The 11861-nt window shown below is 69.6% G+C and carries 13 protein-coding genes and 1 pseudogene; 7 read left to right on the forward strand and 7 right to left on the reverse strand.

Going from position 1 to position 11861, the window contains the following annotated elements; genetic code table 11:
* Positions 1 to 4 precede the first annotated feature (4 nt).
* Positions 5 to 478 carry a hypothetical protein gene (locus ABZ806_RS37805; RefSeq protein ID WP_500223162.1) on the forward strand — a complete coding sequence of 158 codons (474 nt, stop codon included), beginning with the start codon at positions 5 to 7 and terminating at the stop codon, positions 476 to 478.
* Between the two features lie 21 nt (positions 479 to 499).
* Here the strand turns inward: ABZ806_RS37805 and ABZ806_RS37810 are convergent, their stop codons facing one another.
* A complete protein-coding gene (locus ABZ806_RS37810) occupies positions 500 to 940 on the reverse strand; it encodes a hypothetical protein (RefSeq protein ID WP_500223177.1) in 441 nt (146 codons plus the stop codon).
* A gap of 169 nt (positions 941 to 1109) precedes the next feature.
* Positions 1110 to 1463, reverse strand: a pseudogene (locus tag ABZ806_RS37815) (ATP-binding protein); the annotation flags it as partial.
* A gap of 182 nt (positions 1464 to 1645) precedes the next feature.
* Between ABZ806_RS37815 and ABZ806_RS37820 the strand changes: the two are divergent.
* Positions 1646 to 2452, forward strand: a complete 807-nt coding sequence (locus tag ABZ806_RS37820; protein ID WP_500223163.1) for a helix-turn-helix domain-containing protein — start codon at positions 1646 to 1648, stop codon at positions 2450 to 2452.
* A complete protein-coding gene (locus ABZ806_RS37825) occupies positions 2449 to 2652 on the forward strand; it encodes a DUF397 domain-containing protein (RefSeq protein WP_500223164.1) in 204 nt (67 codons plus the stop codon). Before ABZ806_RS37820 ends, ABZ806_RS37825 begins: the two co-directional genes overlap by 4 nt.
* A gap of 8 nt (positions 2653 to 2660) precedes the next feature.
* Here ABZ806_RS37825 and ABZ806_RS37830 read toward each other — a convergent pair whose 3' ends face one another.
* Positions 2661 to 3656: a stage II sporulation protein M gene (locus ABZ806_RS37830; RefSeq protein ID WP_500223165.1), complete on the reverse strand. Its 996-nt coding sequence runs from the start codon at positions 3654 to 3656 to the stop codon at positions 2661 to 2663.
* A 71-nt stretch (positions 3657 to 3727) separates the two neighbouring features.
* Here ABZ806_RS37830 and ABZ806_RS37835 point away from each other — a divergent pair, with 71 nt between their 5' ends.
* Both ABZ806_RS37835 and ABZ806_RS37840 read left to right on the forward strand, forming a co-directional pair.
* A complete protein-coding gene (locus ABZ806_RS37835; RefSeq protein ID WP_500223166.1) occupies positions 3728 to 4750 on the forward strand; it encodes an RDD family protein in 1023 nt (340 codons plus the stop codon).
* A 33-nt stretch (positions 4751 to 4783) separates the two neighbouring features.
* Positions 4784 to 6196 carry a cellulase family glycosylhydrolase gene (locus ABZ806_RS37840; RefSeq protein ID WP_500223167.1) on the forward strand — a complete coding sequence of 471 codons (1413 nt, stop codon included), beginning with the start codon at positions 4784 to 4786 and terminating at the stop codon, positions 6194 to 6196.
* On the opposite strand, the gene ABZ806_RS37845 is transcribed toward ABZ806_RS37840, so the two are convergent.
* The 4 genes from ABZ806_RS37845 to ahcY (ABZ806_RS37860) all read right to left on the reverse strand — a co-directional run bounded on the left by ABZ806_RS37845 (position 6193) and on the right by ahcY (ABZ806_RS37860) (position 10681).
* The gene (locus ABZ806_RS37845) at positions 6193 to 7239 is read right to left on the reverse strand and encodes an LppU/SCO3897 family protein (RefSeq protein ID WP_500223168.1); all 1047 of its coding nucleotides are present in this window, start codon (positions 7237 to 7239) and stop codon (positions 6193 to 6195) included. The two genes, ABZ806_RS37840 and ABZ806_RS37845, sit on opposite strands and share 4 nt — an antisense overlap.
* Before the next feature lie 72 nt (positions 7240 to 7311).
* Positions 7312 to 7884, reverse strand: a complete 573-nt coding sequence (locus ABZ806_RS37850; protein ID WP_500223169.1) for a hypothetical protein — start codon at positions 7882 to 7884, stop codon at positions 7312 to 7314.
* Positions 7884 to 9140, reverse strand: coding sequence for an adenosylhomocysteinase (gene ahcY, locus ABZ806_RS37855; RefSeq protein ID WP_500223170.1), 1257 nt, complete (start codon positions 9138 to 9140; stop codon positions 7884 to 7886). The genes ABZ806_RS37850 and ahcY (ABZ806_RS37855) overlap by 1 nt, the downstream gene beginning before the upstream one ends.
* A 110-nt stretch (positions 9141 to 9250) precedes the next feature.
* Positions 9251 to 10681, reverse strand: coding sequence for an adenosylhomocysteinase (gene ahcY, locus ABZ806_RS37860; protein ID WP_500223171.1), 1431 nt, complete (start codon positions 10679 to 10681; stop codon positions 9251 to 9253).
* 170 nt (positions 10682 to 10851) lie between these two features.
* On the opposite strand from ahcY (ABZ806_RS37860), the gene ABZ806_RS37865 reads away from it, so the two are divergent.
* Positions 10852 to 11199, forward strand: a complete 348-nt coding sequence (locus tag ABZ806_RS37865) for a MerR family transcriptional regulator (protein WP_500223172.1) — start codon at positions 10852 to 10854, stop codon at positions 11197 to 11199.
* Positions 11200 to 11239: 40 nt separating this feature from the next.
* Complete coding sequence (locus ABZ806_RS37870) at positions 11240 to 11722, forward strand: hypothetical protein (protein WP_500223173.1); 483 nt, start codon at positions 11240 to 11242, stop codon at positions 11720 to 11722.
* Positions 11723 to 11861: the final 139 nt, after the last annotated feature.

The following is an 11861-nucleotide window of genomic DNA, read 5'->3' on the forward strand; positions in this document are numbered from 1 at the left end:
GCGCATGGATACCGATCCGCCGGCGGCAGCGCGGGAGACGACGCCCGCGCCCTGGATCATGCAACTCGGATGCCTGCTGCTGGCGGCCCAGTTCGCCATCGGCGGATGGGCGGTTCTCGGCGATACGATCGGCTCGGCCGGAACCCGACTGGCGACCCTGATGCACCTTCGATACGACGTCACCTACGTCGTGACCGGCGACGCCAAGTGGGTCGACATCGAGATGGAAACACCCTCATCGACCGAACGGCGCCGCGTTGAACTTCCCTTCGCGCGGAAATACCGGTTCAGCTGGGGAGGATTCACCAATATCAAGTTCTCCGTGATCGGAAGTGGCACGGCCACATGTACCCTGTTCCACAACGACGAGATCGTGGCGCAGGCATCCGACTCCGGCTATCCCGAGTGCGGCGAACGGGCCGGCGACGGGAAGCCGCTCGTCGGCGTCCCGACCCCCTCTTTCCCGCCGCCGTCCTGAAATCCGCCCCGGCCTTCTCGTTCACTGCGGCGCGATCCACTCGTTGCCGGGGAACAGCCGGGATTTGAGCAGCAGATCCAACGCGGCTGCCGCCGCCTCGGCATCTCCGCAGGACCATACGAAGCCCTCGCGTCCGTCGCCAGCCTCGAAGTAGCCCCAGTTGTCGCCCGGCAGCGCCTTCACCCGCACCACGGCCCCCACGTCATCGGCCGCCCCGCGGGCGTACACCCACAGCAGCGGCACCGGGAACCGGAACTCGGGCCGGTCGTACAACCCCACGCACCGCCAACCCATCGGCCGTAGCGCGACCCGCAGCAGTTCCAGTCTCCGCACCGCCGCGTGATGGTGGCCCATCCGAGTCCGCCAGCCCAGCACGAACCGACTGCGGCCGACCTCGTGGCCCACGGCCCGCCCCATCCCGGACGCCGTCGGCCTGCCGGCCGACCCCTTGCCGATACTCACCGGGGGTCCCCCTCCCGTTGAACCTGACTTCGGCGGGCGGGTCGAGGGGAAGAGGCGTACGAATCGGCGGCGATCTGTTCGGGCAGGGGCACGGGACGGCCCACTCAGCGAAGACGGTCTTGCCGCCCTCTCGGTCGTCGCGGACGGCGCCCCACCGGGTGACGAACTCCCCGACGATCATCAGGCCCCGGCCGCCCACCGCGTCGGGGCCTGGACGGTGCACCACCGGGAGCGTGCCGTCACCGTCCCAGACCTCCACCACGCAGACGCGGCCGTCCGAACGGGCGTCCACCCGGACCTCGTCGGTGACCGCGTGCCGGACCGCGTTGGTGATCAACTCCGAGGCCACGACCCGCACCAGATACTCGTCCACCGGCCAGCCGGCCGCGATCGCGGCAACGTGATCCCGCGCCACCTTGATCTTCTCCATATCCGGCTTGAACGCGATCATCGGACATCCCCTCCCCGGGGTGGCATCCCCCGGCGCCTCGGCCAGTGCGGTGTCCACGACCGGCCGCCACATCGTTGACCTGCGGCGTGTTGTTGTTATGAGCGCGCCGAAAACAACAACACGCCGCAGATCAACGCACTCGGTGACCTTGGCGCCGCACTAGGTGTTGTGCCGTACGCCACACAGGATGAGCCGCCGCGAGGTATCTTCTCTACGTTCGCGAACCTCAGTAACCCCCGGAGGTTTCCGTGTCAGTGCGTAACGAACTGGACCCAGACCGTTCCATCTGGCACTTCATAGCCCTTGAGGTGCTGCGTCTCCGCAAGTTGTCCGGTTTGACCGGCCAATCGCTCGCCCATCGAATCGAATGCCATCGTTCATATGTTTCCCGGGTGGAGAACGCATCCATCCATCTGTCGATCAAGTACGCGGAGCGGCTGGACGAGATCTGGAAGCCCGTCATCCCGTTCGCGCGGCTCGTGCGCTGGGCCGAAGCATCCGATGACGGCGACTGGTTCACCGGGCTGACGTGGCACGAGGCACGGGCGACACGTCACCGCATGTGGGAGGCGCTCCTCGTCCCGGGCCTGTTCCAGACGGAGGACTACGCGCGGGCCGCACTCTCTTCAGGAATGGTGGACGACGTGGAACGGGCGGTGAAGACGAGACTCGCGCGGCAGGAAGCCGTGTTCGGGAAGCCCGACCCGCCACGCATGACGGTCATCTTGAGTTGGGCCGTGCTCGCCCAGCCCGTGGGGAACAACGAGGTGATGCGTGAGCAGATCGAACACCTGCTCACGGCCGCGGACCTGCCCAAGGTCAACCTTCGCATCCTTGAGCGCAGCGCGGGGTCCCATGTCGGGCTGGACGGCTCATTTCAAGTCATGAGGGTGGAGGATAGGGATGTCGCGTTCGCTGACGCCCCTGAGCGCGGGCGGCTCGTCACCGACCCGGGAGACGTCCAGAAGTACGCAGTAATGTACGAGCGCATCAGCGACACTGCGGAAGGAATCGGCTCAACCCGGGCCATCCTCGAAAGAGCTCTGGAGACCTACCGATGATCGTTTGGCGCAAGGCGTCGCGTAGCAACACGTCCGGCGGCAACTGCGTTGAGGTTGCGCAGCGTCCGGGAAATGTCGGCGTGCGGGACAGTAAGGACCCGTACGGGGCGGTGTTCGCGCTCTCGCGGGAGAGCTTCCGGAGCCTCGTGCGCGACGTCAAGGCGGGGGACCTGGACGTCCCGTCCAACGGATGCCCTTGAGCGACGGGTCAGCCGGCGACCGGGGCGGTGTCGGGGCGGAGGTCTGCGTCGCCGGTCTCGCCCTGGCGGGTGGCGCGGCGGCCGAGGACGATCACGTAGCTGAGGAACGCGACCTCGGCGAGGACGCCGATCGCGATGCGCAGCCAGGTGATGTGCACCCAGCCGGTCACGAAGCCCTCGATCAGGCCGGAGATCAGCAGCACCGCGATGAGCCCGATGGCGATGCTGACGGCGGCGCGGCCCTCCTCGGCGAGGGCCTGGCCGCGGCTGCGCGGGCCCGGGTCGATGATCGTCCAGCCGAGTTTCAGGCCGCCGGCGACGGCCAGGTAGACGGCGGTCAGCTCCAGCAGGCCGTGCGGCAGGATCAGGCCGAAGAACACGTCGCCCTTGCCGTTGGCGAACATCAGCCCGCCGATCAGCCCCAGGTTGAGCTGGTTCATCAGCAGCACGTACACGGTGGGGATGCCGAGCAGAATGCCGAAGATCAGCGCGATCGCCGACACCCACGCGTTGTTCACCCACACCTGGAACGCGAACGACGCCGCCGAATGCTCGGTGTAGTAGTTGGCGAAATCGTGGTCGACCAGTTCGCGGATCTCGTCCGGCGTGCCGATGCTCGCCTGCACCTCCGGGCTGTGCACCACCCAGATCGCCAGCGCGAGGGCGAGCAGGTTGCCGAGGACGGCGTTGCCGAGCCACCACCACTTCATCCGGTACGCGACGACCGGGAACGACACCGTCGCGAAGCGGGTGACGTCCCGCCAGAGCGGCGCGTGCGCGCCGGCCACCGAAGCCCTGCCGCGCGCCACCAGCGACGACAGCCGGCTCACCAGCTGCGGGTCGGGCGAGGCGGACCGGACGACCGACAGGTGCGTCGCCGTCCGCTGGTACAGCTCGACCAGTTCGTCGGCCTCGGCACCCGTCAGCCTGCGCCGACGGTTGATGAGGTGCTCCAGGCGCATCCAGTCGGGGTTGTGCGCGGCCACGTAGGCGTCGACGTCCACCCGGCGAGACTAACGTGTCGGCTTACCGAACCGGCAAAATGGACTTACCACCGGCATTGGAGGACCAGGACATGGCCGAACTCGTCACCGGCGAGGCCGTCGCGCTCGACATCCGCGTCGCGCGCCTGGCCAGCCGGGGCTGCGCCTTCCTGCTCGACCTGATCTTCCAGGTGGTGATGCTCTACATCGTCATCTACATCACCGCGATGACGTCGCTCGTCGCGGACGAGGCGTGGACGATCGGGCTCACGCTGGTCGGCACGGTCGCCGTCCTCGTCGGCTACCCGTGCCTGCTGGAGACGCTGCTGCGCGGCCGGACGCTGGGCAAGATGGCGGTCGGGCTCCGCGTCGTCGGCGACGACGGCGGGCCGGTGCGGTTCCGGCAGGCGCTCGTCCGGGCGCTCGCCGGCTTCATCGAGTTCTGGACGTTCTACGGCTCCCCCGCGCTGATCACCTCGTTCTGCAACCGGCGCGGCAAGCGGCTCGGCGACCTGTTCGCCGGGACGATCGTCATCAAGGACCGCGCCCCGGCGTCGGCGCTGTTCGGCCCGGTCGCGGTGATGCCGCCGCAGCTCGCCTGGTGGGCCCGCACGCTGGAGATCTCGATGCTGTCGGACGAGCTGGCGATGACGTCCCGGCAGTACCTGGCGCGGTTCTGGGAGCTGCTGCCGGAGGTGCGCGACACGCTGGGCCGGCGGATCGCCGGCCAGGTCGTCGCGGTGATCAGCCCGCCCCCGCCGCCGGGGGTGCGGCCGGAGATCCTGCTGTCGGCGGTGCTCGCCGAACGCCGGCACCGTGAGGAGCTACGGCTCGCCGAGCGCCGCGCCCGCCGCATGCGCCGCCTCGGCCTGCCCGCCTGGGGCCCCGGCCCGGCGCCTTATCCGGTGCCCTATCCGGCGCCCTACCCGGGGCCGGTTCCGGCCATGGCGGCCGCCGGGCCGCCGCCGTACGGCCCCGCCCGGCCCGGCCCGCCGGCTCCGCCGCCGTTCAGCGCCCCCGCCGCGGGACAGCCGCAGTTCCTGCCGCCCCCGAACTACGGCGCCGGCCCCTACCAGAACGTCTTGGGCCTTCCCCGCACCCCGGACGGCTCCTAATATCCGAATAAGTTTCGGGTTTTTGGAGGCGGGATGCGCGTACGTACTGTCCTCGGCCGGATCACCCTGACGGCGACACTCGCCCTGACCCCCGCGTTCCTCACCGGCCCCTCCGCACGCGCCGACACGGCACCGCTCCCCGCCATCACCGACGACCAGGGCCGGACGCTCGTCCTGCACGGCCTCAACACGGCGGGCAGCGCCAAGGGGCCGAGCGGGCTGCCCTGGGTGAGCCGGGACGACATCGTCCGCGAGGCACGCGACCTCGGCACGAACTCCGTCCGGTACCTGATCCAGTGGAAGAACGTCGAACCCCAGCCCGGCCAGTACGACGACGCGTATCTGGACGACGTCGCGGAACGCATCGCCTGGTACCGCGAGCAGGGGATGCACGTCATCCTCGACATGCACCAGGACATCTACGGCCCGGCGGCCTGCAAGGGCTCAGGGAACGGAGCCCCCGCCTGGGCCACCATCACCGACGGCCTGCCCTGCACCCCGCAGGACCCATGGGTGCTCACCTACCTGCAACCGGCCGTACTGCGCGCCTACGACAACTTCTGGAACAACACCGGCAAGCACCCGGAACTGATGCGGCACTACACCGCGATGTGGAAGCACGTCGCGAAACGCTTCGCGGACGACCCCGCAGTGCTCGGCTACGACCTCATGAACGAGCCGTTCGGCGGGACGAGGCAGTTCGGTTTCTTCGAGGGCCCCATCCTGACGCCGTTCTACCAGGGCATCGTCAACGCGATCCGTGAGGTGGACGGCGACAACTGGGTGTTCGTCGAACCGCAGGCACTCGGCCCCAACGAAGGGGCGGAAACATCGCTCGGCACGGTTCACGACCCTCGTCCGGGTGGGCCGCGCATCGTCCTGGCACCGCACTTCTATCCCGGTGGAGTGGACCTCGGCGGCTCCTACGACGGCCTGGCGAAGATGCTCGTCCAGGCGCAGTTCGCCTTGTGGAAGCGCAACATGCCCGCGGCCGCGCGGCGCCTCAACACCCCGATGTGGCTCGGCGAGGTCGGCGGCATGGGCCAGGGCGCCCCGGGCGCGGCCGACTTCACCGGCGACTGGCTCACCATGGCGGACGAGTTGGGCATCGGCTGGGCGTACTGGTCGAACGACCCGGGCTCGTCCGGCGTCATCGACGGCGACGGGAAGCCGACCCTGTTCGCCACGGTGCTGGCCCGCCCGTACCCGCGCGCCGTCGCCGGCACGTTGGCCGGGGTCTCCTACGCCGACGGCGCCCTGACCGTCACCTGGCGCAACAAGCCGGGGGTGACCGGTCCGACGGAGATCTGGTTCCCGGACACTCCGGAGGTCACCTCGACCGACCCCGACGGGAAGTGGCGGACGCACTGGGACGCGGACCGCCACGTCCTGTCGGTGTGGGCCGACCCCGGAACGCCGTCCCACACCGTCACCGTCAAGGCTTAGCCCGGAAGGGAGCGAAGCCTCTCGTTGAGGGTCGGACGCAGCTTCTTCAGGCACAGCACCGGGAGGTACGCGCCCTTGCTGGTCAGGTAGTTCGTGGCCTCGGACGAGCACTCCTGCTGCGTCCTCACGCGGCCGACGACCTTGGCGATGGCCTGGGTGGAGCCGCAGTCGGCCTTGTCAAGGTCGCCCACGTTGAACGACGGGTCCCTGATGCAGTCGCCGGGTGACAGCACGCCGCCGCCGGGGCCGAGGCACACGACCGGCTTGGCGAGATCACCGCCGCCGAACGACCGCATCTTCATGACCTCCAGCGTCGTCGACGGGCACGACTGCTCCGTGGCGACGCGCGCGACGACCTTGCCGTACCAGCCGGCCTTGGCGCACGGCTGCTCCTTGCCGAACCCGACCGAGCCGCTGCTCACGCAGTCGCCGGCGGTCAGGAACGCGCCGCCCGTACCGGGGTCGCCCGGGTGCGGGCCCTTGAGGTTGCGGACGCACGCCTCGTAGTAGTGCTTGTCGGTGTCCTTGGCGCGGACATTGGTGACGCCGTCGGTCCCACCGGGGCAGTCCGGTTCGGAGCGGGACGTGTAGTTGAAACCGGACGCCTCGCCCTCGTCGGTGACCTTGACGACCTTGGCTCTGGCCTCCGCGTCGTCGCAGCCCACGCGGATGCTCGCGGGGATGCGGTTCCCGTCGTCCATCCCGAAGCCCTTGTCGACGCACTGCGCGGCCTTCACCGGGCCGCTCGGCGCGCCGCTGCCCTGGACGAGCATGAACCCGGTGGCGCCCACGAAGAAGACCACCGCGGCGGCGATCACCACCCAGACGATCGGCGACGGCTTCCTGGCGGGCGGCGGCGGACCCCCGAATCCGGGCTGCCCGTAGGGCGGCACCGGCCCGCCCGGCGGTACCGGAGCCCCCGGCGGCGGGGGGAACAGCCCGCCCGACGGCGGGATCGGCGCGCCCTGCGGCGCGAACTGCGGACCGGGCGGCGGCGCGGGGCGCCCCTGCTCCTCCGGCCCACCCGGTGGCTGCCCCTGCATGTCCGCCTCCTTGATCACGAAGGGGACAAAGGTATCGAACGCGCCCCATCGATGCGCGGCGTTCGGACCGGCCTAGACGTTGGGCGGCGACGCCAGATCCGTGAGCTCGACGCCGGGCCCGGCCAGCAGGACGTCGCCGGCCACATGGATCGTCTCCGCCTCCCCCGTGGCCAGGTCGGTGACCTCGTACTCCTGGACGGGCAGGGGCGTCGTCTCGGTCTCGTACGCGGACGTCCCGGCATGTCGCCAGCGCCACAGGGTCGTCAATGCGGAAAGGGACGTCCCGCTCACCTGGACGAGACGAACATCTGTCTGCGCGCCCTCGGCCAGCTCCAGCGAATGGGCAACGGCGACGACGAAGCCCGGCGAATCGGAAACGAACCCCGCCGCTCGCTCGCCGTGCTCGGTTCCGGTCTCTCCGGACGCGCGCACCCAGGCCAGTTCAGGGCCGGTCAGGCCGCCGCGCAGCCACCAGCCGGGGGTGACGAGTTCGACGCGGATCTGCCGCCACCGCGCGTCCACGACGAGGTCGACGCGGACGCCGTCGTCCCGCCGGGACGTGTAGCGCCAGCCGCCGGGGCCGGGCGCGCACTGGAAGCGCTCCTCGACCCCCTCGTCCAGGTGCAGGTACGTGCCGGCGGGCATCAGGAGCCGATGCGCCAGGAGTGGAGGTAGTCCTCCTGGTCCGGGGTCAGCAGGTCGATGGAGATGGACATCGACGCCAGCTTGAGCCGGGCCACCTCCGTGTCGATCTCCTTGGGCACCTCGTGGACGGCCGGCGCCAGCGTCGCGTGCGACTTCGCGAGCCACGCGCACGTGAGGGCCTGGTCGGCGAACGACATGTCCATGACGGCGGCCGGATGCCCCTCCGCGGCGGCCAGGTTCACCAGCCGCCCCTCGGCGAGCAGGACGAGGCGCCGCCCATCGGCCAGCACGTACTCGTCGGTCTGCGGCCGGATCCCGTGGTGCACCTCGACCGCCATCCCGCTCAGCGCCCGCACGTCGATCTCGACGTCGAAGTGCCCGGAGTTCGCGAGGATGGCACCGTCCTTCATGACCGCGAGATGGTCGGCGTTCACGACATCGCGGTTCCCGGTAACGGTGATGAACACGTCGCCGTCCACGGCGGCCTCGGCCATGGGCAGGACGGAGAAACCCTGCAACGCCGCATCGAGCGCCTTGACGGGGTCGATCTCGGTCACGACCACACGCGCACCCAGACCCCGGGCACGCTCGGCCAAGCCGCGACCGCAGTAACCGAAGCCCGCGATGACGATGGTCTTTCCGGCCAGCAGCGTGTTCGTCGCGCGCACGATTCCGTCCAGCGTCGACTGGCCGGTCCCATAGCGGTTGTCGAACATGTGCTTCGTATCGGTGTCGTTGACCGCGACCATGGGGAACTTGAGCGCTCCCTCAAGCGCCATCTGGTGCAACCTGATGACACCGGTCGTCGTCTGCTCGCACCCCGCCTTGACCGTGCCGAGCAGATCCGTCCGGTCGATGTGCAGCGTGTTGACCAGATCGCAGCCGTCGTCCAGCACGAAGTCGGGCCCGGTCTCCAGCGCCTGGTGGATGTGGGCGTAGTACCCCTCGCGGTCGGTCCCCGCCCGCGCGAAGACCTCCGCCCCGTACTCATGGACGAGCGCCGCCGCGGTGTCGTCCTGGGTGGAGAGCGGATTCGACGCCGCCAGCGCCACACTGGCCCCGCCGGCCTGCAGCGTACGGATCAGCCCGGCCGTCTCCGTCGTGACGTGCATGCACGCCGCGACCTTGAACCCGTCCAGCGGCCGCTCTTCAGCGAACCGCTCCCGGATCTGCCGCAGCACGGGCATGCTCCGCTCGGCCCACCCGATCCGCTTGACCCCTTCATAAGCCAGCGCACCATCCGCGATATCGCTCATGAACTCCCCATGCGCACGCCCGACCCGATCAACACCTCGTTGACTTGCGGCGTGTTGCCCTTATCAACAGCCGCATAAGGGCAACACGCCGCAAGTCAACGGACCGCGGTCTAGTACCGGTAGTGGTCGGGCTTGTAGGGGCCTTCGACGTGGACGCCGATGTAGGCGGCCTGCTCCTTGGTGAGCTCGGTGAGCTTGACGCCGAGGGCGTCCAGGTGGAGGCGGGCGACCTTCTCGTCCAGGTGCTTCGGCAGGACGTAGACGCCGATCGGGTACTCGTCGGTCTTGGTGAACAGCTCGATCTGCGCGATGACCTGGTTCGTGAAAGAGTTCGACATCACGAACGACGGGTGGCCGGTGGCGCAGCCGAGGTTCATCAGGCGGCCCTCGGCGAGGACGATGATCGAGTGGCCGTCGGCGAAGCGCCACTCGTGCACCTGCGGCTTGATCTCGATCTTCTCGATGCCGTCGATCTTGGCGAGGCCGGCCATGTCGATCTCGTTGTCGAAGTGGCCGATGTTGGAGACGATCGCCTGGTGCTTCATCCGGCTCATCTGGGCGGCCGAGATGATGTTGAAGTTGCCGGTGGTCGTGACGAAGATGTCGGCGATGTCGACGACCTCCTCCAGGGTGGTGACCTGGAAGCCGTCCATCGCGGCCTGCAGCGCGCAGATCGGGTCGATCTCGGTGACGATGACGCGGGCGCCCTGGCCCTTCAGCGCCTCCGCGCAGCCCTTGCCGACGTCGCCGTAGCCGCACACGACGGCGACCTTGCCGCCGATCAGCACGTCGGTGGCGCGGTTCAGGCCGTCGATCACCGAGTGCCGGCAGCCGTACTTGTTGTCGAACTTCGACTTGGTGACCGAGTCGTTGACGTTGATCGCCGGGAAGGCGAGCGTGCCGGCCTTCGCCATCTCGTAGAGGCGGTGGACGCCGGTGGTGGTCTCCTCGGTGACGCCCTTGATCGCGACGGCGGTCCCGGTCCAGCGGCCCGGCTTCTCGGCGATCGTGCGGCGCAGGGTGTCGAGGATGACGCCCCACTCCTCGGGGTCGTCCTCGGTGGCGGTCGGCACGGCGCCCGCCTTCTCGTACTCGACGCCCTTGAGGACGAGCATGGTGGCGTCGCCGCCGTCGTCGAGGATCATGTTCGGGCCGGTGCCGTCCGGCCACTGCAGGGCCTGGTCGGTGCACCACCAGTACTCTTCGAGGGTCTCGCCCTTCCACGCGAACACCGGGACGCCCTTCGGGTCGTCGACGGTGCCGTCCTTGCCGACGACGATCGCGGCCGCGGCGTGGTCCTGGGTGGAGAAGATGTTGCAGGAGACCCAGCGGACGTCGGCGCCGAGGTCGACCAGCGTCTCGATCAGCACGGCCGTCTGGATCGTCATGTGCAGCGAGCCCATGATCTTGGCGCCGCGCAGCGGCTGGGCGGCGGCGTACTCCGCGCGCACCGCCATCAGGCCCGGCATCTCGTGCTCGGCGAGCCGGATCTCCCGGCGCCCGAAGTCGGCCAGCGACAGGTCGGCGACCTTGTAGTCCATGCTTTCGTTGCTCCCTTGGTGATGGGCGGCGCCGTCCGCGTGTGCGGGCCGGTTCGCGAGGGTCTGACGGGGCCGTCGGACCGCGTCAACGCCGCGAGTCTACGGGCGGCCGGCGGGGGAAGGCACGGCCGGACGCGACTTTCTGACACTGATTTGTCAGAATTGGCCCCATGCGCATCACGGAGGCCGCCCGGCGGCTCGGTACCTCGCCCCGCATGCTCCGCTACCGGGAGGCCCTCGGCCTGCTGCCCGCCACCCGGGAGGCGTCGCTGCGCGGGGGCGGCCACCGGCGGTTCGGGGATGCCGAGCTGCGGGCCGTCGCGCTCGCCCTCGCGCTGGAGAAGCGCTACGACATCGGCCCGGCCGAACTGGCGTTCGGGCTGCGCGTCCTGGCCGAACCGCAGGTGCAGGGCGGCGTCCGGGAACTCGGCGAGCGCATCGGACGGCTGTCGGCGCCGCCGGCCCGCGCCCTCGATTTCGAGCAGGAGAAGGCAATGCGCCTTTTGCGCCGACGATGATCGCTAAAATCCCGCCATTACCGGAGGGAAGGCGGGACGGGTGCGTTCCATCGTCTACGGGCTACTCGGCCTCGTCATCGGCATCGGCCTGTTCATCGGGGGCATCGCGTCCAGCGGTGAAGGCGAGGTGAAGTGCGGCGGCCAGACGATGTCGCCGGGCGACACCTGCCGGACCACCAGCAGAGGCGGCTCGACCGAGCGCTCCTACGGCGAGCAGAAGTCGCAGAACGGCCGCGAGGCCGTACTCATGATGATCTTCGGGCCGATAGTGGCCATAGGCGGCCTCGTATTCTTCGCCGGACCGGCGCTAGGACGCCGCCGCCGCACCCACCAGCCCCCCGCACACCCCGGCTACCCGCCTGCGCAGCCCGCCGGACACCCCGGCTACCCGCCCGCACAGCCCGCCGGACACCCCGGCTACCCGCCTGCGCAGCCGCCCGCTCAGCCCGGATACGGCTACCCGCCCGCGCCCCCGCCGGCCCACTACCCGCCGTCCGGCGGCCACCCGCCTCACCGCGGCTAGCGGCCGCCACTCGTTGATCTGCGGCGTGTTGTTGTTTTCGACGCCTTGGCGTCAAGTGGTTGTTGCAACGAGGTGGCGGTTGAGGGCTTGGGCTGGGTTTTCCCAGTCCAGGGTCTGGCGGGGTCGTCCGTTGAGTTCA

It is taken from the genome of Spirillospora sp. NPDC047418, from assembly GCF_040643275.1.
Classification (GTDB): domain Bacteria; phylum Actinomycetota; class Actinomycetes; order Streptosporangiales; family Streptosporangiaceae; genus Spirillospora.

Bases quoted from the DNA above. Each gene is read 5' to 3' on its own strand.
- ABZ806_RS37805 (WP_500223162.1), top strand. From the start codon at position 5: ATGGATACCGATCCGCCGGCGGCAGCGCGGGAGACGACGCCCGCGCCC.
- ABZ806_RS37825 (WP_500223164.1), top strand. From the start codon at position 2,449: ATGATCGTTTGGCGCAAGGCGTCGCGTAGCAACACGTCCGGCGGCAAC.
- ABZ806_RS37835 (WP_500223166.1), top strand. From the start codon at position 3,728: ATGGCCGAACTCGTCACCGGCGAGGCCGTCGCGCTCGACATCCGCGTC.
- ABZ806_RS37840 (WP_500223167.1), top strand. From the start codon at position 4,784: ATGCGCGTACGTACTGTCCTCGGCCGGATCACCCTGACGGCGACACTC.
- ABZ806_RS37845 (WP_500223168.1), bottom strand. From the start codon at position 7,239: ATGCAGGGGCAGCCACCGGGTGGGCCGGAGGAGCAGGGGCGCCCCGCG.
- ABZ806_RS37850 (WP_500223169.1), bottom strand. From the start codon at position 7,884: ATGCCCGCCGGCACGTACCTGCACCTGGACGAGGGGGTCGAGGAGCGC.
- ahcY (WP_500223170.1), bottom strand. From the start codon at position 9,140: ATGAGCGATATCGCGGATGGTGCGCTGGCTTATGAAGGGGTCAAGCGG.
- ahcY (WP_500223171.1), bottom strand. From the start codon at position 10,681: ATGGACTACAAGGTCGCCGACCTGTCGCTGGCCGACTTCGGGCGCCGG.
- ABZ806_RS37865 (WP_500223172.1), top strand. From the start codon at position 10,852: ATGCGCATCACGGAGGCCGCCCGGCGGCTCGGTACCTCGCCCCGCATG.